We start from the raw sequence: 20,473 nt of genomic DNA, 5'->3' as shown, positions 1-20,473 counted from the left end.
ATTCCGGGACAGGGGTGAGGGGGATCCGGGCGCGCGTCCGAAACCCCGCCCCGGCTGCTCCGCGGGCAGGACGGCCTTCTCGCGATCAGCCCGCTCTCGTCAGGTGAACGGTCGCGATCTCGAAGGGGCGCAGCGGTAGCCGTACGGCTCCGCCGGCGACCTCCAGCCGTTCGCCCGCCGTGCCGAGCAGGTCGGCGCGGCGGGCGGCGCCGAACGGGCCGCGGATCACGGCCTCGGTGGCCACCGGGTGCTCGGCCACGAGCCTGATCTCCAGCTCGCCGTCCCGTTCGCGCAGCGCGGCGAGCACCACGCCCGCACCCTCGACCGCAAAAGACGTGCCGGCCTCCTCGGAGGACACGCCGGAGCCCTCGCCGCCGGGAAGGACAGGGGCGCGGCCCGCCCCCGGTACGGCCAGCAGCGCGTGCCGATACTCCTCGGCCAGGCGCGGCAGCCCCGCCTCGTGCCAGGCGCCGCTGTGGGGCAGTACGGCGAAGCGCACCGTGACCGGCCCGGGGCACTGGGCGGCGGGAGTGGGCAGCTGGGGACCGGCGGGCTCGTCGCGGTAGGCGTTGCGGTTGCTGGACAGCAGCCCCACCGAGCGGATCAGGGTCAGTGCCAGGTCGCCACCGGTCAGCTCGTACTCGGTCACCTGGTCCAGCAGGACCGCCAGGCCGCCCGCGGTGACGAAGCCCTCGGCGGGGAAGGTGGGCAGGGGACGCTCGCCGCCGCCGCCCTCGCCGGTCAGACCGCGCCGCACCACCGCCAGCTGCCCCTCGGAGAAGGACTCCGCCACGGGGAGGGGCAGGGGCGCGTGCCAGCGGACCCGATGATCGCGGCAGCGGTTGTCGAAGGACGTCTCCAGCCGCAGGTAGGGCTCGCCGGCCCGGAGTTCGGCCCTGGTGGTGACGGCGACGTGCTCGACGGCTTCCGAGCGCGCGTCCGGGGTCGACCCGGCCGGCCAGGCGTACTCGCGGCGGATCTCCAGCACCGACACCAGCGGCCCGGTGCAGACGTGCTCGACCTCGACCCGGACGGGGGCGTCGACAAGGGCGTCGTCGCGGGGCGGGGCGTGGTTGTAGGTGTCGCCCGCGTCGCCTCCGTCGACGATGCGGCCCACGCCGTGGGCCTCGGCGCCGGCCGAGAAGAGTGACAGGGTGCCGTCGGCGGCGACGGCGACGCGGAGCAGGCCGTTGTCGAGCGTGCCGGCGTCGGGGCGTGCCCAGCCGGGGGAGTGCGGCGCCTTGGCGGACGGGGGTGCGGAGGTCAGGACGGTGCGGCCGAGCGGCGCGACGGTGACGTGGGCGGCGACGGTGACGACGGGTTCGGCGCAGGTGCGCACCCGCCAGGGGCCGGGGCGGGCGGCCGCGTGCCCCAGGACCGCCGAGCGGAGGTCGGCGTAGTCGTAGCCGGTGGTGGCGTGACGGCCGACGACGATGGTGAAGACGTCCTCCGCGGCGGACCAGGAGAGGATCTCCTGGCCGAAGAGCTCGCGTTCGTGGATCCGGCCGAGGAGCCGGGTCAGGTCGTCCATGACGGTCTCGTCGAGAAGGGTGGGGGCCAGCTCCAGCCGCTGTGAGGGCACCTGTCCGCCGTCCGGTGCGAACAGGGCGGCCCGGCTCTCGGGCAGGTCGGCCAGGACCAGGGCGGTGCGGGGGAAGGGCGAGGGGTTGACGACCACCAGGGTGTCGCGGGCGGCCCGCCCGGCGAGCGAGGCGCTGACCATGTCGACGACGGCCTGACCGATCTGCTCGGCCTCGGCGATGCGGGCGGCGACCTGCTGGGCGGTCTCATCGGCGCCGCAACCGGTGATGGAGTCGTGACCGCTGCAGGCGATGAGACGGCGCCAGGCCATGTCGAGCAGTTTCGCGGCGGCCGTGCTGCCGGGCATCCAGAGCGCCGACAGAGGTTCGGCGTAGCGGGTGACGACCCGTTCGGCACGGGCCATGACCTGCTTGGCGGGCATGCGGGCGGAGATGACGCCGGGCAGGATGTTCGCGCGGGCGTGGGAGCGCAGCTCCCCGTGGACGGCGGGCAGGCCCGCGGCGGCGGGATCGGCGGCGGTGACGTAGTCGTGGAGGGTGGCGACGCGCAGTCCGGCGGCGGTGATGTCGGCGGCGGGGGCGCTGTGGTCGGCGCCGTACATGGCCAGCAGGGGGCCGGTGGGGTGCCAGGGGCGCATGGTCTCGGTGAAGGCGGCGAGCCTGTCGGGGAGCGCCTCGGCGGGGCCGCTGAACAGGGCGACGGCGTTGCCGTACCCGCCGGGGAGATACTGGGTGCGGATCGCGGTGCCGTCGGCGCCGACCCAGGCGAAGGCGTCGCGGTCGACGGAGGCGGGCACACCGCGCCACACGCAGGCGTGTTCGAGGCCGGCCTGGCGCAGGATCTGCGGCATCTGGGCGCAGTGGCCGAACTGGTCGGGCAGGTAGCCGACCCGCATGACGCCCCCGAGCCCGGCGGCGCCGCGCATGCCGTACTCCAGGTTGCGGATCAGCGTCTCCCCGGCGCAGAGGAACTCGTCGGCCAGGATGAGCCACGGCCCGGCGGCGAAGCGGCCCTCGGCGACGAGCCCCTTGACCTCGCCGAGCCGTTCGGGGCGGATCTCCAGGTAGTCCTCCAGGGCGGCGAGCTGGCCGTCCATGGTGAACCGGTAACCGGGGTCGGCGGCCATCGTGTCGAGGACCTCGTCGAGCATGCGGACCAGGCCGAGCCGGAACCGCTGGAAGGGCAGGTACCACTCACGGTCCCAGTGGGTGTGCGGGACGATCACGATGTCAGGCGTCATGCGCCTCGCCTCCGATGGACGGTCCGGCGACCGATCTGATGATCTGCTGGGCTGTCACGATGTCCGCCAGGCCGCCGGCGAGGCCGGTGAGCGGGGGAGTGCCCTCGGTGACAAAGGCGTGGAAGGCCTCCAGCTGGCGCTCGAAGGCCTCCGGCACGTCCCGGTGGACGGCCCTGACCTCCGTGGTCCCGTCCAGGGAGGAGGAGGTCAGGACCGTGGGGGCGTTCAGCAGGTAGGGGGAGGGGAAGACCAGCTCCAGCGTGCCGTCCTCGTGGTGCACGGCGACGGTCTCCCGGTAGGCGGGATGACCGGGCAGGTAGTGCCAGCGCAGGCCGTACCGGCCCTCCTTGAGGGCTCCGCTGACCTCCAGGGAGGGCCCGTCCCACACGGCGGTGTGCTCGACGGTGGCGGGCGGGCCGCTGAAGGCGCGCAGCAGCGCCAGGTCATGGCAGAGGCTGCCGAGCACGACCCCGGAGTAGAGCGACCTGACCTGGGGTGACGTCGCGGTGCCCAGGGCGGTGTCCAGGGCGTCCTCGTCGGCTCTGATCCACGGTTCGAGCGCGGCGGGGGACGGCCGTGAGGGCCGGACGCGGGCGAAGGCGAGCTGTGCCTCACCGGTGGGGTGGAGCACGGTGACGTCCAGGTGCCGGACGGCACGTCCGCCCAGGAGCGCGACGGCCCGCCGTACGGCCGGGTCGTACTGCTTCATGTAGCCCACCATCAGCCGCGTCTCGTTCTTCATCGCGCGCACCTCGGCCTGGCTGTAGGCGAGGGGTTTCTCGCACAGGACGGCGTGGCCGCGCTCCAGCGCGGCGGCGACGAGGGCCCCGTGGGATCCGGCGGTGAGCACGATGAGCGCGTCGAAGCCCCCGTGGTCGAGCATCGCCACGGGGTCGGCGAACCAGCGCGCCCCGCTCTGCCTCCCGACGGTCTCGGCCTGCGCGGGGTCGAGGTCGCACACGGCGCTCACCTCGAACAGGTCCCGGCGTCTGGCCAGCAGCGGCAGGTACATGACCTGCGCGGCGACCCCCAGCCCCGCGATCGCGATCTTCACGTGCACAGTGCCATCACCTCGTTGCGGTACGTTTCCAGCCGATGGGGCCCGGGCCGGGCCGGGACGGTGACCCTGTCGCCGATGACGGCCCGCCTCGTGTCCGGTCCCCACAGCACCAGCCCGTCGCCGCCGACGATGAGGAAGTCGTCGCCGTGGCGGAGCAGCAGCGGCCCGTCGGGGGTGGCGGAGACGGCGGTGGCACCGGCGCGCAGCCCCTCCAGGGGGTCTGCGGCGAGCACCCAGGTGGTGGGGTCGCCGGGCGGATGGCCCTCCTCGGGCCGGTGGTAGTCGCTGCCGCCGACCATCGTCGCCCCGGCGGACCAGGTCTGCGTCCAGGCCAGCGGCGCGCCCCAGGTCCGGTCCCACCAGCTCCAGTGCCACACCTCGACGGCGGGCGGCCGCCCGGTCATGGGGTGGCGCCAGGCGCAGTCCCCTGCGACGGGATGGTTGATCGACAGCACCCCGCCCCTGTCCTCTACGGTGCGGGCCCACTGGTCGGGGCTCTGGCGGAAGTCGATCCAGCCGATGTCGCCGAAGGCGTTGGCGTGACCGAGGTCGGTGGTGACCTCCTGGCCGGGGACCAGGGTGATGGCGGCGAAGGTCGCGGCGGCGGGCAGCTCGGCATGGTGGCTGACGGTGTTGTGGTCGGTGACGGCGAGGAAGTCCAGACCTCGGTCGGCCGCCAGGCAGGCGAGCTCGGAGACGCTGAGCGAGCCGTCGGAGTGGACGGTATGGGCGTGCAGGTCTCCGGCCAGCCAGCGCAGCCCGTCGAGAGAGGGCAGGGCGCGTCTGACGGCGGCCGGTTCGCGGGGCGGGGGAGGGGGCCGCAGACCGGGCCTGGCGGGGGGCGTGACGGGCGGGGACAGGTGCGGGATGACGCTCAGCTCGTACGGCAGCCCGCCCGGCGGGACGCGGTGGAGGCCGAGGAGCACCCGCCACACGCCGGGTTCGGGCTCGCCGGACAGGTAGCCCGGGGTGGCCCAGACGGGGGTGATCGTGTACTCGGAGCGGGCCCCTCCCGACCAGCCGCGGAAACCCAGCGGCCCGGAGCAGCCGAGGTCCAGCACCCCCGCGGAGCGGTCGTAGGAGAGCCGCACGGTGAAGCCCCGGGCGCCGGCGGGCAGTTCGAAGGGGACGTCGTGGACGGGAGCGGCGAGCCGGTCCTCCATCGTCCACCGGCCGGTGACGCGCAGCGCCCTCATATCTGGCCGGCCAGCCGGTCGTCGTGATACACGAGGGCTCGCCCCCGCCGGGGGACGGCCCAGACGGTCGCGCCGACGGCGGGCTCGTCGCCTTCGGGGGCGACGGCCTGGACGAGGTGACCGTCACCTTCCAGGGTGACGAGGCTGGCGGTGCCGAGGTTCTCCAGCACGGCGACCCTGCCGGCGAATCCGTCGGTCCTGGCGGTGGGCGACAGGTCGGTGTATTCGGGGCGCAGGCCGTACACGATCGGTCCGCCGTCCGGCAGGCCCTCAGGGGCGGGCAGTACGGCCCCCGCCACGCGGAGCGTGTCGCCGCTGACCTCGCCGGGCAGCAGGTTCATCGGGGTGGAGCCGATGAAGGAGGCGACGAAGGGGGTGGCGGGCCGGTGGAAGATCTCGGCCGGTGTGCCGACCTGGGTGATCCGCCCGGCGTCCATGACGGCGATCCGGTGGGCCAGCGCGAGGGCCTCGCCCTGGTCGTGGGTGACGAACACGGTGGTGACGCCGAGCTCGTCCTGCAGGCGCTTGAGGAAGGTGCGGGCCTCCAGCCGGAGGCGGGCGTCGAGGTTGGACAGGGGTTCGTCGAACAGGAACACCCGAGGGTGGCAGGCGATGGCCCGGGCGAGCGCGACCCGCTGTTGCTGGCCGCCGGACAGCTGCCCGGGGCGCCTGCCGAGCAGCTCGCTCAGACTGAGCCTGGCGGCGACCTCGGCGGCGCGGGCCTCGCGCCGGGCGCGGGGTGTCTTCTTGATCCTCAGGGGGTAGGCGATGTTGGCGGTGACGTCCATGTGAGGGAAGAGGGCGTAGTCCTGGAAGACCATGGCGACGTCGCGGCGGCCGGGCGGCAGCGCGGTCACGTCGGTCTGGCCGATGCCGATCCTTCCGGAGGTGGGCGTCTCCAGACCGGCGATGCTCCGCAGCAGCGTGGTCTTGCCGCAGCCCGACGGGCCCAGCAGCGCGAAGAACTCGCCCTCTCCGATGTCGAGATCGAGGGAGTCGAGCGCCCGGACTCCCCCGGGGAACACCTTGGTCAGGCCGTGCACGGAGATCAACGCTTGATCCCTCCATGGAAGCGGAAGCCGTACTTGCTGCTGACGAACAGGTACATCAGTACCACCGGCAGCGAATAGAGCAGCGAGAACGTCGAGATCAGGGACAGGTTGGGCTGGCCGCCCTCGGTGTAGAGGGTGTAGAGGACGACCGATCCCGGAGATTTGTCCGGGTCGCGTAGCAGGATGTACTGGAGCAGGAAGCCGCCCCACACGTTGGCCACGGCCCACACCGCGATCGTGGCCAGTCCGGGCCGCACCATCGGGATGACGATGTGCCGCAGGATCTGCAGCGGCGAGGCGCCGAAGACCCGTGCGGACTCCTCGTAGGAGGTGGGGGTGGCGTCCATGAAGTCCTTCAGGATGAAGATCGCCGCGGGGAGCAGGCCGCCGGAGACGGTGAGGACGACCCCGAGGTGGGTGTCGATCAGGTCCAGCCGCGAGGCCAGCTCGAAGATCGGCACCATCGCGGCGGTCCCGGTGACCACCGACGACATCAGCAGCAGGACGTACAGCAGGGCGTCCCGCCCGGGCACCCTGACCCGGGAGAGGGCGTAGGCGGCCAGCGCGGCCAGCACGACCACGAGCGCCGCCGCGCCGCCCGCCTGGATGACCGAGTTGCCGATGGAGCCGAGCGCGTAGGGGTTGTCGAGGATGGCCCGGAAGTTGTTCAGCGTGAACTCCGGCAGGGACGCCGTGACGGAGGGGTGCGCGTCGAACGGCGCCGAGGCCAGCCAGAGCATCGGCAGCGCGAAGAACGCGACGACCACCGCCAGGAAGACGGCCGAGGCGATCCGGCCGAGCACGTGCCGGACGAGGTTCATCCGGGGACCTCCCGGCGGTCGCGGAGCAGGCGCAGGTAGGCCAGGGCGAAGACGAGGTTGATCAGGAGGACGAGGAAGGAGATGGCCGCGCCGAAGCCGAGCTGCCCGCCGCGCAGGGCCACGTTGTAGATGTAGACGGGCAGGACCTCCGAGCGCCCCTCGGGGCCGCCGGCGGTGAGCAGGAACGGGGTGAAGTCGTTGAACGTCCACAGGCTGGTCAGCAGCACGTTGGTCAGGACGTGCCCCTTGATCCGGGGCAGCACCACGTCACGTAGCTGCTGCAGGGGGGACGCCCCCGCCAGGCGGGCGGTCTCCAGGTGGGACGGCGGCACGTTCTCCAGGGCCGCCGAGTAGAGCATCATCGAAAAAGCGGTGCCCCGCCAGGTGTTGAACACGATGATCGACAGCATCGGGTGGTCGAGCAGCCAGGCCGCGCCGGGGGTGCCGAGCAGGGCGTTGAGCGTGCCGCCGTCGCGGTCCAGCAGGGCGATCCACAGGAAGGCCACCACCGAGCCGGGCAGGATCCACGACAGCAGCACCAGGGCCTCGACGACCCGCCGCACGGGCCCGCGCCGGTCGCGCATGGTCCAGGCGAGGGCGAACCCCAGCCCGGCCTGCCCGATGATCGCCGACCCGAGCACGAACTGCACGGTCAGCCAGAGCGAGTTGCGGAACCGTCCGTCGCCGAGGGCGGTCATGTAGTTGCCGGCCCCCACCAGCCGCGGGTCCGCCGCGGTCAGCCCGGTCAGCCGGTAGTCGGTGAGCCCGAGATAGATCGTCCAGATCGCCGGGAAGATCAGGAACACCCCGATGAGCACGAGGGCGGGCAGCGCGAACGCGACCGCCCGACCCCGTCCCAGCCCTGCCGCGTCCATGCTCATTGCGACGCTGTGCGTCGCGGCTCGGGTGCTGGTGACCGGTGACTTCCCTCGTCACTCATCCGCTTCGCTCCTTCGTTCCTCGGTCCAGTTCACCGGCGCACCCTCGCGGGCTCATTGCGACGCTGTGCGTCGCGGCTCGGGTGCTGGTGACCGGTGACTTCCCTCGTCACTCATCCGCTTCGCTCCTTCGTTCCTCGGTCCGGTTCACCGGCGCACCCTCGCGGGCTCATTGCGACGCTGCGGAGGGCGGGGTCAGTTGGCGACGTTGCCGGGTCCACCGACCAGTCCCTCCACTTTGGCCCGGTAGGCCGTGGCGGCCTCCTCGGAGGTCTTGCCGGAGACGACGTCCGCCGTCGCCTCCTGCAGGGCGGCCGACACCTGGGGGTAGACGGCCAGGCCGGGGCGGTAGGCGGTGATCGGCAGGATCTCCTCGGAGACGAAGCTCAGCATCGGGTCGTCGGCGAGGACCTCGGTGTTGACGTCGGAACGGGAGGTGACGCGGGCGGCTCCGGCGAGTTGGGCCTTGACCGCCTCGGCGGAGAACATGAACGACAGCAGTTCCCACGCCTGCTGGGGGTGCTTGGAGAAGGGGTTCAGCACGCTCACGCCTCCGCCGGACATGCTGACGAAGTCCTGGCCGCGGATTCCGGTGCCGGGCCGCATGGCGGGGATCTTGGCGTAGCCCACCACCTGGTCACGGTCGGCCATCGGGGCCACACCCGCCTTGGGGTCGATCACCGCCCGCCAGAAGTAGTCGCCCTCCGCCAGGATGCCGATCCTGCCGTCGGCGAACTCGGCGAAGGACTTGTCGCGGCCCTTGGCCTCCTGCTGGAGTTTCGGGTCACCCAGGCCGCCCGCGTAGATCTGCCGGTAGAACTCCAGGACATCCCTGACCCCCTGAGAGGAACCCGTCCACTTGCCGTTCGCGTAGATCTCCGTGCCGGTGCCGGCCAACAGGGGCAGCGCGCCCTGCATCGCGGTCGCCTCGCCCATGGCGGTGCCCGCGTTGATCTGGATCGGCGTCACGCCGGGCAGTTTCTTCAGCGCCGCACCCGCGTCGAGGATCTCCTGCCAGCTCTTCGGCTGCCACGGCTCAGGCAGACCGGCCTTCTTGAACAGCTCCTTGTTGTAGTACAGAACCCGGCCGTCGGTCCCCTGCGGCAGCCCGTACTTCTTACCGTCGAAGATGCCCAGGCCCTGCACGGCCTGGGGGATCTGTTTCCACCCCTCCCACGACTCCACGGCCGCCCCGCCCACCTCGGTGAGCGGCTTGACGTATCCGGCCTGGGCGAACTCGCCCACCCAGATCCCGTCGAGGTCGAGCACATCGGCCCCGGTCTTCGACTTCAGGTCCAGGGCCATCTTCGTCTTGTACTGCTCGTCGCCCACGCCGTTGGGCTGGAACAGCACGTGGACATCACGTCCCGCGGCCTTCTGCGCGGCCTCGAACCGGGGGATGACCCACTGTTTGATCCATTCGGCGCTGACCGAGTTCTTGCCGCCGGAGATGGCGTTGGCGGTGATGATCAAAGTGGTGCCGTCGTCTCCGGCGGGGGCGCCGGCACCGCAGCCGGGCAACGCGAGGACGGCGGTGGTCAGTGTCGCAATCAGGACAGGGCGGTTGAAGAGTCTCACAGTGACCTCTTCTGGTGGTGGAGGCATGTCACGACAACTCGACAATTACACGTGCTTACCCGGTCGTAAAGATTCAATGATCCGCTCGGAGGTGGTTCGCGCTGAGCTGATCCAGGGAAGTGCAAGCAACACGGCAAGATGAGTAAGGTCGGGCCTTAAAGGACCGCACCTTTGGAGGGAGTCGCGTGGGATCGCACAGGGACCTGCCCGCCGGCATGGTGAATCACATCTTCACGAACAGCGGCATCTCCTCGTTCACCGAGTTCGTCGGGTCATACGCGCCGGATCTGTTGCCCGGCCGGAACGAGACCCTGGCGGCCCCGGTCGGCGACCGGATTCCCCACGCCACCACGATCGTCGCGGCGACCTGCGCCGGCGGCGTGGTGATGGCCGGTGACCGCCGGGCGACCTCGGGCAACATCATCTCCCAGCGAGACATGGAGAAGGTGTTCCGCACCGACGAATACTCGTGCATGGGCATCGCCGGGGCGGCGAGCACCGGCATCGAGATGGCCCGCCTCTACCAGGTGGAGCTTGAGCACTACGAGAAGATGGAGGGCCGCACGCTCTCGGTGGCGGGTAAGGCCAACCGGCTCGCCACCATGATCCGCGGCAACCTCGGCATGGCCATGCAGGGGCTGGTCGTGGTGCCGTTGTTCGCCGCCTACGACCCCGAGACCGACGGCGGGCGCATCTTCGGATACGACGTCGGAGGCGGTCCCTACGAGCAGCAGCAGTATCACTCGATCGGCTCCGGCTCGATCTTCGCGCGCGGCGCGCTGAAGAAGCTCTACCGGGAGAACGCCTCGCCGGAGGAGGTCGTGCTGGCGCTCATCCACGCGCTCTACGACGCCGCCGACGACGACTCGGCGACCGGCGGCCCCGACGTCACCCGTAAGATCTGGCCTGTCGTAGTGCAGATCACCGCCGACGGCTTCCACCGTCTGTCCGACGAGGAGGTGGGCGCTCACGTCCAGACCGTCCTCGACGAGCGGATGAGCTCCCCCGACGGCCCTGTCGCCCCGCTGCGCTAACACGAGAGGACCACCCCAGGTGTCCATGCCTTTTGGATATGTCTCGCCCGAGCAGCAGATGCGGGACAAGGCCGACTATGCGCGCAAGGGGATCGCGCGGGGCCGCAGCGTCGTCGTTCTGCAGTACGAGCACGGCATCCTGTTCGTCGCCCCCAACCCCTCCCGGGCGCTGCACAAGATCAGCGAGATCTACGACAGGATCGGCTTCGCCGCGGTCGGCCGTTACAACGAGTTCGAGGCGCTGAGACTCGGCGGCATCCGCTACGCCGACATCAACGGCTACAACTACGCCCGGGACGACGTCACCGCGCGTGGCCTGGCCAACCTCTACGCCCAGAACCTCGGTCAGATCTTCACCGAGTCGATGAAGCCGTTCGAGGTGGAGATCGTGGTGGCCGAGGTCGGCGACTCCTCCGACGAGGACCACATCTACCGCCTCACCTTCGACGGGTCGGTGTTCGACGAGACGGGTCTGGTGGCGATGGGCGGCCAGGCCGAGGCGGTCGCGGCCCGGCTCAAGGAGCGCTACCGCGAGGGCCTTCCGCTGGTCGAGGCGCTCGAGGCGGCGCTGTTCGCGCTGACCGAGCCGGGCGGCGAGCGTCCTCCGGCCGGCCAGCTCGAGGTCGCCGTGCTCGACCGCAACCGGTCGCACCGCAAGTTCCTGCGGCTCAGCGGCCCGAGGCTGGAACGCCTGCTGGCCGAGAGCACCGAGGCGCCCGCCCCGGCCCCCACGCCCGAAGCGGACGTTCCGCCCACCGCGCCCGAGGGAGACGTCGACACCGGCTCGGACACCTGATCACGTGGCGGCGGAGCGCCGTGCCCCTGCCCGGGGGCACGGCGCTCCGTATTGTGACGTGTATCACATGGTTTCCGGCCAACCGGAGTCTCGCCGCCGTCGTCGTATCGGGAATGAAGCGCTCCTTGCTGGCCGCCGCCGCCGTGCTCTCCGTCGCCCTGGCCGGCGCGGTCCCGGCCGAAGCCGTGGCGATCCCCGACTTCCCCGTGCCGAAGACCTTCGGAACGACGTTCCAGGCCGACCCGGGCCACGACTTCACCAAGCACATCAGCTCCCGCAAGGACGGCGTCCTGCGCGGCTGGATCACCCACGTGTCCACCGGCCAGGTGGAGTACGAACCGATCAAATGGGTGAAGGGCAGATACACCGAGGGCCATTTCACGGGCCCGCGGGAGGGTGCCGCCACCGCGTACGCCTCGCCCGTCGCCAAGAACGTCGTCTTCCTGAGCGCCCTGGGCTGCTCGGCCGAGATGATGGGCCTCACCGTGAACAAGCAGGGGCTGGGCGCCAAACGGTGCTCCCGCGACACGCTGCTGACCAGGGTGAAGAAGTACCGGCGTGCCTCGCTGATCACCGTCTACCGCGGTGAGATCGTCAAGCTCCAGGAGATCTACACCCCCTGATCCTCGCGCCGTCCCCGGAGGGAGCGCCGTGCCCGGCCGGCGCGGCGCTCCCTCCTTCTCTCCGCGCACCGGCGGACGGCCGGACCGTCAAGGCCGTCAAGATCTTCTGACCGGGCGCCGGTCGGTCCGCTCCGGTGCCGGCGGTCTCCCCGCGGGCCCGCGCGGCGGACAGGGGCGGGGCGCGAGCCGTGCTCATGCTTAGCAGTTCACCGCCGGGGGCATAAGCCGTACGACCGAAAACCCCATTGATCCCTCCCGCAAGAGGGGTTCGGCGAATAGTGTGAGGCAATGGATCGTCGCATCTTCGGGCTTGAGAACGAGTACGGCGTCACCTGCACGTTCAGGGGGCAGCGGCGGCTGTCGCCCGACGAGGTCGCGCGTTATCTATTCCGCCGGGTCGTCTCCTGGGGCCGATCGAGCAACGTCTTTCTGCGCAACGGTGCCCGCCTCTATCTGGACGTGGGCAGCCACCCCGAATACGCCACCCCCGAGTGTGACAACGTCGTGGAGCTCGTCACCCATGACAAGGCGGGGGAACGCATCCTGGAGGGACTCCTCGTCGATGCCGAGAAGAGGCTCCGCGAGGAGGGCATCGCCGGCGACATCTACCTGTTCAAGAACAACACCGACTCGGCCGGAAACTCCTACGGCTGCCACGAGAACTATCTGGTCGGCCGGCACGGCGAGTTCGGCCGGCTGGCCGACGTGCTCATCCCCTTCCTGGTGACCCGGCAGATCATCTGTGGTGCCGGCAAGGTGCTGCAGACTCCCCGTGGAGCGGTCTACTGCGTCTCCCAGCGGGCCGAGCACATCTGGGAGGGCGTCTCCAGTGCGACCACGCGGTCGCGCCCGATCATCAACACCCGTGACGAGCCGCACGCCGACGCCGAGCGCTTCCGCCGCCTGCACGTCATCGTCGGCGACTCCAACATGAGCGAGACGACCATGCTGCTCAAGGTCGGTGCGACCGACCTGGTCCTGCGCATGATCGAGGCGGGCACGGTGATGCGCGACCTGTCGCTGGAGAACCCGATCCGGGCCATCCGGGAGGTCTCCCATGACATGACCGGGCGGCGCCGCGTGCGGCTGGCCAACGGCAGGGAGGCGTCCTCGCTGGAGATCCAGCAGGAATACCTCTCCAAGGCCCGCGACTTCGTCGACCGCCGTGGCGGTGACGAGATCAGCCACCGGGTTCTGGAGCTGTGGGAGCGGACACTCGACGCCGTCGACACCGGCGACCTGGACCGGGTCGCCCGGGAGATCGACTGGGTGACGAAATACCAGCTGATCGAGCGCTACCGGAGGAAGTACGACCTCCCTCTGTCGAGTCCCAGGGTCGCCCAGCTCGACCTGGCCTACCACGACGTGCACCGCCGCCGTGGCCTGTTCTACCTGCTGCAGAAGCGCGGCGCGGTGGAACGGGTGACCACCGACCTGAAGATCTTCGAGGCCAAGTCGGTCCCGCCGCAGACCACCCGGGCGCGACTGCGCGGGGAGTTCATCCGCAAGGCGCAGGAGAAGCGCCGCGACTTCACCGTCGACTGGGTGCACCTGAAGCTCAACGACCAGGCGCAGCGCACCGTCCTGTGCAAGGACCCCTTCCGCAGCGTGGACGAGAGGGTGGACAAACTGATCGCAGGAATGTGATGGTCACGCTTCGGCAAGATCGGTTGGGGCTTAACCCATCCATATGTCCAGCCGGGTAGTGTGGCGCGAACCTGACGTCTGCTTGAGGGATATCTATGCGCCGCCGCAGTCTGGCCGTACTGGCCTCAGTGCCTCTGTTGTTCGCCGCCGCCTGTGGCTCGGGAGGGAGCACCGGTGCCGCCACCGGCACCGCCTCCGGCAGCCCCGGCGGCTCGGCCCCGGCGCTGAAGGTGACCGGAGCGACGAACGCCAAGCCCAATGTGGTCTTCCCCGCGAAGGTCGTGGAGACCTCCTCCTACCAGGTGATCACACCGGGCACCGTCGGCGCCGCCCCCAAGGAGGGCGGCAACGTGGTCGCCAACTTCACCGTCTACACCTGGGACGGCAAGGAGAACAAGCTGACCGGCTCGACCTACGACGAGGGCGGCCCCCAGCTCATCACGATCAACCAGGAGGTCCCGGAGATCCTGCGCAAGGGGTTCGCCGAGACCAAGGGGGGCGGCAGGTTCCTGTCCGTCGTCGCCAAGGACTCGGTGCCCGCCGAGCAGCGGGCCCAGGTGCCCGCGGGCCAGTCGCAGGTCTTCGTGGTCGACGTGGTCGGCGTCCCCGAGGGCAAGGCGGCCCAGGGCACCGCGACCGACCCGGGCCTCAAGGGCGTCAAGGTGGAGAACCCCGGCGGCGACGCCGCGCCCAAGCTCACCACCAAGACCAAGGAGAAGGCGCCCGAGAAGCTCGTCGCCAAGACGGTCATCAAGGGCACCGGGCCGGAGGTCAAGTCCGGCCAGTCGATCCTGGTCCAGTACGCCGGGAAGATCTGGGGCTCGGACGTCGAGTTCGACAGCAGCTGGTCGCGCGGGGGTCAGCCGATCATGTTCCAGATCGGCACCGGCAAGGTCATCAAGGGCTGGGACCAGGGCCTGGTCGGCGTGCCGGTCGGCAGCCGGGTGCTGCTGAGCATCCCGCCGGACCTCGGTTACGGCAAGCAGGGCTCGGGCGACAAGATCAAGGGCACCGACACCCTGGTCTTCCTCGTCGACGTCGTCGCCGCCTACTGACCGTCCCTCCCCCGTCTCGCCCTAGAATCCCGGCTGTGAGCGGTGATGACCTCGGCGCGGTGGCGTCCCTGCAGGACCCGGTACGGCGGGTCGTCTACGACTACGTCGCCTCTCGGGGCCGGGAGGTGGGGCGCAACGAGGCCGCCGAGGCGGTGGGGGTGCAGCGGACCCTGGCCGCGTTCCACCTGGACAAGCTGGTCGAGGCCGGACTGCTGGAGTCGGGGTTTAAACGGCTGACGGACAGGTCCGGGCCGGGCAGCGGCCGTCCGGCGAAGGTCTACCGCCGCGCGCCGGGGGAGTGGCAGGTCAGCGTCCCGGCGCGCGACTACCGGACGCCGGCGCGGGTGCTGGCCGAGGTGGTGGAGCTGCTCGGCGCCGACGAGCAGGCCGAACACGCCGCGCGGCGGGCCGGGACCAGGCTCGCCGCGCCGGGGGAGGACCTCGGCGAGGTGCTCCGGCGGCGCGGCTACGAGCCCTATGAGGAGGACGGCCGCCTGCGGCTGCGCAACTGCCCGTTCCGCCTGCTCGCCGAAGAGCATCCGCTCATGGTCTGTTCGATGAACCTCGCGCTCTGCCAGGGGCTTCTGGCCGGGCTGGGGGACGGGGTCACGACGGCCCGGCTGGACCCCAGGCCGGGGGAGTGCTGTGTCTCCTTCTCCGCGGAGAATCCCTGATTCTCCGCGGGAACCTCTAAAAACAATGATTATTGACATAGAAGGTTCCGGGATGGTCTGCTGATGACCATGCACCTGGCCCAGCTCAACGTCGCCCACATGCGCGTGCCCAAGGACTCCCCCGAACTCGCCGACTTCGTCGCGGCACTCGACCCCGTCAACCAGCTCTCCGACGCGGCGCCCGGCTTCGTGTGGCGGCTCAAGGGCGGCGACGGCCCGCAGGACACGGTCGAACACGACTACGGCGACCACATGCTGATCAACTTCTCGGTGTGGGAGTCGCGCGACACGCTGTGGGACTTCGTCTACCGCAGCGCCCACCTGGGCGTCCTGCAGCGGCGCAGGGAGTGGTTTCTGCGCATGGCGGAGCCGTACACGGTGATGTGGTGGATCCCCGAAGGGCACACCCCGACGCTGGGGGAGGGCATGGACCGCCTGGAGCTGCTCAAGGCGCACGGCCCGACGCCGCGGGCCTTCACCTTCAAGGACTTCTACGACAGCAGCGAGGCCGCGTGGCGGCCGGCGGCGGCCGAGGTCAGGAAGTAGGCCAGGTCCTCGTCCAGGCCCCTGCCCATCGTCGACAGCCGGACCGGGGAGCCCAGGAGCGCTTCCCGGAGCCCGTCCACCGGCACCCCGACCAGCTCGTGCCGTACGGCCAGCGGCTCCGACTGCTCGGCCACCCGCCTGCCGAAGTCGCCCGGCAACTCCGGCACGACGACCTGGGCCGGGGCCAGGGCCACCCGGCCGTAGGCGGTCAGCGAATGGTGGGAGACGCCGATGTGGCGCTCGCGCCGGTCGCCCTCGCTGACCCGCAGCGCCGCGACCGGGCGTCCCTGGAGGACGGCGGCGGCGTTGACCGCCTCTCCCGCCGAGACGCCGGAGAAGCCCCAGCGGGTGCCGGTGCCCAGGTTGCCCGGCCCCTGGGTGACGATCGCCACGTCGGCGTCCAGGACGTGCCGGGCCGCGAGCAGGCCCGTGTGCGGCGTCACGGCCTCCACGTCGCCGCCGAAGGCCTGGCCCACCGTGACCACCCCGCACAGCCAGCCGGCCTCCTTCAGCTGAGCGCACGACATGGAGAACCAGGCGGGCAGGGCGCCGCCGTCGAGCATCACGTAGGCGACCCGGGGGACCCCGGGCTCCCGCCGGCTCCCCTCTCCGGGCCCGCTCGGGGGGCGCGAGCCGTACAGACCGCACAGGATCGCCGGGAGCGCCGAGTGCAGGTCGGCGACGATCACCGGCATGCCGTCCAGGGAGTCGGCCTCGCGCAGCACCTCGTGGAAGGGGGAGTCCTGCTCGTCGGCGCCGAGCACGGTCGTCTGCAACGGGGTGTACCGTGCCTTCACCAGGTGTCCGGGACCTTGCGGATCTTCCGGTAAACGGTCCGGAAGTGCCACCACCATGGCGTAACCTCCCGTACCGAGGCCCATCGCGAGCGCGGTCGTGTTGAGCAGCACCATGTCGCCGGGCTCCGGGCGTCCCACCAGGGCGGGATAGGCCAGCGCTCGCGCGCTGCCATCCGAGGTGGTGACGTCGAGCTCCACCGCCCCCGGCCACTCGCGCCGGATCCGTACGACCTCGCCCCTGCGCCATCTGATCACGCGGGGAAGAGTAGCGTCACCCGGACGTAGAGTCACTTGGAAAGGGAGGGAGGCCGGATGTCGCGCCGGAAGACCGAGCGGTTGCTGAACCTTGTGATCTGCCTGCTCGCCACGCGGCGGCCGCTGAGCGCCGAGCACATCCGCCAGGCGGTGCCCGGCTACGACGCCGCCAACGACGAGGCCTTCCAGCGGATGTTCGAGCGCGACAAGAACGAGCTGCGTGAGATCGGCATCCCGATCGAGGTCTACAAGGACCCGTGGGAGGAGGATCCGGGTTACCGGATCGTCCCGCAGGCCTACGAGCTGCCGGAGATCACCCTGGAGCCCGACGAGGTGGCCGTGGTGGGTCTGGCGGCCCAGGTGTGGCAGCGGGCCAGTCTGGCCGAGGCGGCCAGCGGAGCGTTGCTGAAGCTGCGTGCCGGGGGAGTGGAGACCGACGAGGCGGGCGGGATGCTCGGCGGGGCGCTGGAGCTGCGGGTCGATACCCAGGACCCGGCCTTCCCCGCGCTCTGGGAGGCCGTGCGCGACCGGCGGACGGTCCGCTTCGCCTACCGGGCGGCGGCCAGTGAGAGCGTGCTGACCCGCACGGTGGAGCCGTGGGGCGTGGTCAGCCGCCGGGGCCGGTGGTACGTGGTGGGCCACGACCGCGACCGCGACGCGGCCCGGGCGTTCCGGCTCAGCCGGATCAGCGGCCAGGTCACCCCGGTGGGCCGCCCCGGGACTGTGGTGGTGCCCGAGGGGGTCGACATCAGGTCGATGGTCGGCTACCGCGACGACCTGGCGGTCTCCGAGCGCACCGCGCTCATCCGGGTCCGCGAGGGCACCTGCCAGGGACTGCGCCAGGTGGCCAGGGCCGTACGGCCCGGATCCGGCGGGTGGGACGAGCTGGACGTCGATTTCAGCGACCCCGAGCGGCTGGCCGGGTGGGTCGTCGGCTTCGCCGCCGACGCCGAGGTGGCCGGGCCGCCGGACGCCCGCGACGCCGTGATCCGCCGCCTGAAGGGCACGCTGGCATGACGGACGACAGGTGCCGGGCGCGGGGGAGTGGGCAGTGAGCGACTGGCGCGTCGCGGACGCGGAGTGGAGCAGAGCATGAGTACGGCCGACCGGTTGCCCCGGCTGCTGGCGCTGGTTCCCTATCTGATGTCGCACCCCGGGGCCCAGGTGCCCGAGGTGGCGAAGATCTTCGGGCTCAGCGAGAAACAGCTCATCGACGACCTGCAGCTGGTGTGGATGTGCGGGCTGCCCGGACACACCCCCGGTGACCTGATCGACGTGTCGTGGGACGGCGGCGAGATCGTCATCGACAACGCCGACACCATCGCCCGCCCGCTCCGGCTGGGCGTGGACGAGGCCAGCGCGCTGCTGGTGGCCCTGCGGATGCTCGCCGAGATGCCCGAGTTCGGCGAGCGCGACGCGCTGGCCCGGGTCATCGCCAAGTTCGAGCAGGCCTCCGTGGAGGGCGCGGCGGCGGTCAGCAGCCAGGTCGCCGTCGAGGTGGACGCCACCCCCGACGCGCTGCCCACGGTGAACGAGGCGCTGCGGCGCGGCAGGCGGCTGTCGCTGCGCTACTACGTGCCGGGCCGCGACGAGATCACGCCGCGCGAGGTCGATCCGATGCGCCTGGTGGTGGTGGACGGCCGCTCCTACCTGTCCGGCTGGTGCTACCGGGCCGAGGCGGTGCGGCTGTTCCGGCTCGACCGGATGCTCACCGTCGAGATGCTCGACGTGGCCGCCGACCCGCCCGCCGACGCCGTGTCCGAGGAGGTCACCTCGGGGGTGTTCCGGCCCTCGCCGACCGACGAGCTGGTGGAGCTGGAGCTGACCCCGGCCGGTCGCTGGGTCGCCGAGTACTACCCGTGCGAGCAGGTGGAGGAGCTCGGCGAGGGCCGCCTGCGGGTGGCGCTGCGGGCGCGCGACCAGGGCTGGCTGGTACGGCTGGCGCTGCGCCTGGGTGACACCGGGCGGGTGCTCTCCCCCGGCTCGCTGGCCGCGAGCGTGCGGGAGGCCGCGACCTCGGCGTTGAGCCGTTACGCGTCGGTCCCCTGAGCTGATCCTCAGGCGTCGGTCACCTGGCCGCCAGGTTAAGATCTCACGACATGGGCTGGATCTTCGCCGCCGTCGCGCTGGCTTTCATGGGGCTGCTCGTCCTCGGAGTGCTGGGGTTCCGCGTGCTGCTGGCGGCCCGCGAGCTGGGTAAGGAGGTCGAGCGGACGAGCAGGCGGCTGGAGCCGGCACGGGTCCTGTCCGGCAGGGGGGCCGGGACAATACATGACCCGAAGGGATGAGTCTGTGCTCCGGGCAGCGTACGATCGTGACGAGAGATTGCATGTCGCTCGGCTTAAGGATGTGTCATGCCCAACCTGGGACCCACTGAGCTGATTATCATCGGGTTGATCCTGGTGCTTCTGTTCGGTGCGAAGAAGCTGCCGGACGCCGCTCGCGGACTGGGCAGGTCGCTGCGTATTTTCAAGGCGGAGACCTCCAAGCTCCACGACGACCCCGATGCCCAGGCGGCCACGACCGTCCAGGCGCAGCCCCAGCCCGCAGCCCCGGCTCCGCAGCCGATCACTCCGGCGGCGCCCACGCTGTCGGCCGAGGAGCAGGCCCGCGCCCTGGAGGAGCAGGCTGCCCGGCTGCGCGCTCAGGCAGGTGTCCCGAAGCCCCAGTAGGCTTCAGTCCCCTGATCACCTCACCTCTCGGACCGGGATTCGCGAATGGCGCTGCTGAAATGGCCCAAGCCGGGCCGTAACGGGTCGGTACCGTCAGACGACTCGGCTGAGGGGCGTATGCCGCTCATGGATCATCTCCGTGAACTGCGTAACCGGCTGATCATCGCGCTGCTCGGGCTGCTCGTTGGCATCATCATCGGATTCATCTATTTCGATCCGATCTGGAAGTTCATCTCCGAGCCGTACTGCGGGCTGCCTCAGGCCCAGCAACTACGGCCCGGCCAGTGCACGATGCTCATCCTCGGCGTCTTCGACTCCTTCTTCGTGAATCTGAAGGTCGCGGCGATGTTCGGCCTGGTCGTGTCGTCGCCGATCATGCTCTGGCAGATCTGGGGCTTCGTCACCCCAGGCCTGTACCGCAACGAGAAGCGCTACTCGGTCATGTTCATGGTGCTGGCCGTCCCGCTGTTCCTCGTCGGCTCGGCCCTGGCCTACTTCGTGATGGACACGGGCCTGTCGATCCTCCTCGGGTTCGCCCCGCCCGGCACGCTCACCAGCCTCACGATCGACGAATACCTCAGCTACGCACTGATCATGATCATCGTGTTCGGCATCTCCTTCGAGTTGCCGCTGCTGATGGTCTTCCTGAACATCATCGGGGTCCTGCCACACGCGCTGGTCGCCAAGTACCGTCGTATGGTGATCTTCCTCATGTTCGTCTTCGCCGCGGTCGCCACCCCGGGCGGCGATCCGTTCACGATGATCGCGCTGGCCCTGCCGATGGTGATCCTGTTCGCTCTCGCCGAAGGCTTCATGTATCTGCGGGAGAGACGTCAGCCGAAGGACGAGGACTTCTCCCACCTGTCCGATGACGAGGCCTCTCCTCTCCCGGCTGACACTTCTCCTCTCGATTCGGGCACGACGGATGTCGACCCCGGTAGATAGGC

General features: G+C 70.7%; 20 protein-coding genes. 12 read left to right on the top strand and 8 right to left on the bottom strand.

What is annotated here, in order from left to right; translation table 11 throughout:
• Window positions 1-85: 85 nt before the first annotated feature.
• The 7 genes from FHR32_RS46210 to FHR32_RS31145 all read right to left on the bottom strand — a co-directional run bounded on the left by FHR32_RS46210 (window position 86) and on the right by FHR32_RS31145 (window position 9,427).
• On the bottom strand, window positions 86-2,782 hold the full coding sequence (locus FHR32_RS46210; protein ID WP_184758105.1) for a glycoside hydrolase family 38 N-terminal domain-containing protein: 2,697 nt from the start codon (window positions 2,780-2,782) through the stop codon (window positions 86-88).
• A complete protein-coding gene (locus tag FHR32_RS31170) occupies window positions 2,772-3,842 on the bottom strand; it encodes a Gfo/Idh/MocA family protein (protein WP_312882787.1) in 1,071 nt (356 codons plus the stop codon). The genes FHR32_RS46210 and FHR32_RS31170 overlap by 11 nt, the downstream gene beginning before the upstream one ends.
• Window positions 3,833-5,038, bottom strand: coding sequence for a CehA/McbA family metallohydrolase (locus FHR32_RS31165; RefSeq protein ID WP_184758104.1), 1,206 nt, complete (start codon window positions 5,036-5,038; stop codon window positions 3,833-3,835). The genes FHR32_RS31170 and FHR32_RS31165 overlap by 10 nt, the downstream gene beginning before the upstream one ends.
• Window positions 5,035-6,081, bottom strand: coding sequence for an ABC transporter ATP-binding protein (locus FHR32_RS31160; protein WP_312882827.1), 1,047 nt, complete (start codon window positions 6,079-6,081; stop codon window positions 5,035-5,037). Before FHR32_RS31160 ends, FHR32_RS31165 begins: the two co-directional genes overlap by 4 nt.
• Before the next feature lie 5 nt (window positions 6,082-6,086).
• Window positions 6,087-6,911, bottom strand: coding sequence for a carbohydrate ABC transporter permease (locus tag FHR32_RS31155; protein ID WP_184758102.1), 825 nt, complete (start codon window positions 6,909-6,911; stop codon window positions 6,087-6,089).
• A complete protein-coding gene (locus tag FHR32_RS31150; RefSeq protein ID WP_184758101.1) occupies window positions 6,908-7,792 on the bottom strand; it encodes a carbohydrate ABC transporter permease in 885 nt (294 codons plus the stop codon). The genes FHR32_RS31155 and FHR32_RS31150 overlap by 4 nt, the downstream gene beginning before the upstream one ends.
• A 252-nt stretch (window positions 7,793-8,044) precedes the next feature.
• Window positions 8,045-9,427 carry an extracellular solute-binding protein gene (locus FHR32_RS31145; protein WP_312882786.1) on the bottom strand — a complete coding sequence of 461 codons (1,383 nt, stop codon included), beginning with the start codon at window positions 9,425-9,427 and terminating at the stop codon, window positions 8,045-8,047.
• A 185-nt stretch (window positions 9,428-9,612) separates the two neighbouring features.
• Here FHR32_RS31145 and prcB point away from each other — a divergent pair, with 185 nt between their 5' ends.
• The 7 genes from prcB (at window position 9,613) to FHR32_RS31110 (ending at window position 15,802) form a co-directional block, all read left to right on the top strand.
• Window positions 9,613-10,461 (top strand): proteasome subunit beta, encoded by an 849-nt coding sequence (gene prcB, locus FHR32_RS31140; protein ID WP_376773416.1) that lies wholly within the window; start codon window positions 9,613-9,615, stop codon window positions 10,459-10,461.
• A gap of 25 nt (window positions 10,462-10,486) precedes the next feature.
• Entirely contained in the window at window positions 10,487-11,257 is a 771-nt protein-coding gene (prcA, locus tag FHR32_RS31135) for a proteasome subunit alpha (RefSeq protein ID WP_184758634.1), read from the top strand.
• A 113-nt stretch (window positions 11,258-11,370) separates the two neighbouring features.
• The gene (locus tag FHR32_RS31130) at window positions 11,371-11,880 is read left to right on the top strand and encodes a hypothetical protein (protein ID WP_184758099.1); all 510 of its coding nucleotides are present in this window, start codon (window positions 11,371-11,373) and stop codon (window positions 11,878-11,880) included.
• Between the two features lie 288 nt (window positions 11,881-12,168).
• Window positions 12,169-13,527, top strand: a complete 1,359-nt coding sequence (gene pafA, locus FHR32_RS31125; protein WP_184758098.1) for a Pup--protein ligase — start codon at window positions 12,169-12,171, stop codon at window positions 13,525-13,527.
• Window positions 13,528-13,622: 95 nt separating this feature from the next.
• The gene (locus FHR32_RS31120; protein WP_184758097.1) at window positions 13,623-14,582 is read left to right on the top strand and encodes an FKBP-type peptidyl-prolyl cis-trans isomerase; all 960 of its coding nucleotides are present in this window, start codon (window positions 13,623-13,625) and stop codon (window positions 14,580-14,582) included.
• Window positions 14,583-14,617: 35 nt separating this feature from the next.
• Window positions 14,618-15,256: a helix-turn-helix transcriptional regulator gene (locus tag FHR32_RS31115; protein ID WP_184758096.1), complete on the top strand. Its 639-nt coding sequence runs from the start codon at window positions 14,618-14,620 to the stop codon at window positions 15,254-15,256.
• A 63-nt stretch (window positions 15,257-15,319) separates the two neighbouring features.
• Entirely contained in the window at window positions 15,320-15,802 is a 483-nt protein-coding gene (locus FHR32_RS31110) for a DUF3291 domain-containing protein (protein WP_221466476.1), read from the top strand.
• On the opposite strand, the gene FHR32_RS31105 is transcribed toward FHR32_RS31110, so the two are convergent.
• A complete protein-coding gene (locus FHR32_RS31105; RefSeq protein WP_184758095.1) occupies window positions 15,748-16,854 on the bottom strand; it encodes a DUF3866 family protein in 1,107 nt (368 codons plus the stop codon). The two genes, FHR32_RS31110 and FHR32_RS31105, sit on opposite strands and share 55 nt — an antisense overlap.
• A gap of 57 nt (window positions 16,855-16,911) precedes the next feature.
• On the opposite strand from FHR32_RS31105, the gene FHR32_RS44955 reads away from it, so the two are divergent.
• The 5 genes from FHR32_RS44955 to tatC all read left to right on the top strand — a co-directional run bounded on the left by FHR32_RS44955 (window position 16,912) and on the right by tatC (window position 20,471).
• Window positions 16,912-17,871 (top strand): helix-turn-helix transcriptional regulator, encoded by a 960-nt coding sequence (locus FHR32_RS44955; RefSeq protein WP_246468036.1) that lies wholly within the window; start codon window positions 16,912-16,914, stop codon window positions 17,869-17,871.
• A gap of 75 nt (window positions 17,872-17,946) precedes the next feature.
• Window positions 17,947-18,903: a helix-turn-helix transcriptional regulator gene (locus tag FHR32_RS44950; protein ID WP_246468027.1), complete on the top strand. Its 957-nt coding sequence runs from the start codon at window positions 17,947-17,949 to the stop codon at window positions 18,901-18,903.
• 50 nt (window positions 18,904-18,953) lie between these two features.
• Complete coding sequence (locus FHR32_RS31095; RefSeq protein ID WP_184758094.1) at window positions 18,954-19,142, top strand: hypothetical protein; 189 nt, start codon at window positions 18,954-18,956, stop codon at window positions 19,140-19,142.
• Between the two features lie 66 nt (window positions 19,143-19,208).
• On the top strand, window positions 19,209-19,526 hold the full coding sequence (gene tatA, locus FHR32_RS31090) for a Sec-independent protein translocase subunit TatA (protein WP_184758093.1): 318 nt from the start codon (window positions 19,209-19,211) through the stop codon (window positions 19,524-19,526).
• A 126-nt stretch (window positions 19,527-19,652) separates the two neighbouring features.
• The gene (gene tatC / locus FHR32_RS31085) at window positions 19,653-20,471 is read left to right on the top strand and encodes a twin-arginine translocase subunit TatC (protein ID WP_246468025.1); all 819 of its coding nucleotides are present in this window, start codon (window positions 19,653-19,655) and stop codon (window positions 20,469-20,471) included.
• Window positions 20,472-20,473 lie beyond the last annotated feature (2 nt).

The sequence above is a fragment of the Streptosporangium album genome, assembly GCF_014203795.1.
Classification (GTDB): Bacteria; Actinomycetota; Actinomycetes; order Streptosporangiales; family Streptosporangiaceae; genus Streptosporangium; species Streptosporangium album.
This window is presented reverse-complemented; position numbering and strand designations above follow the sequence as displayed.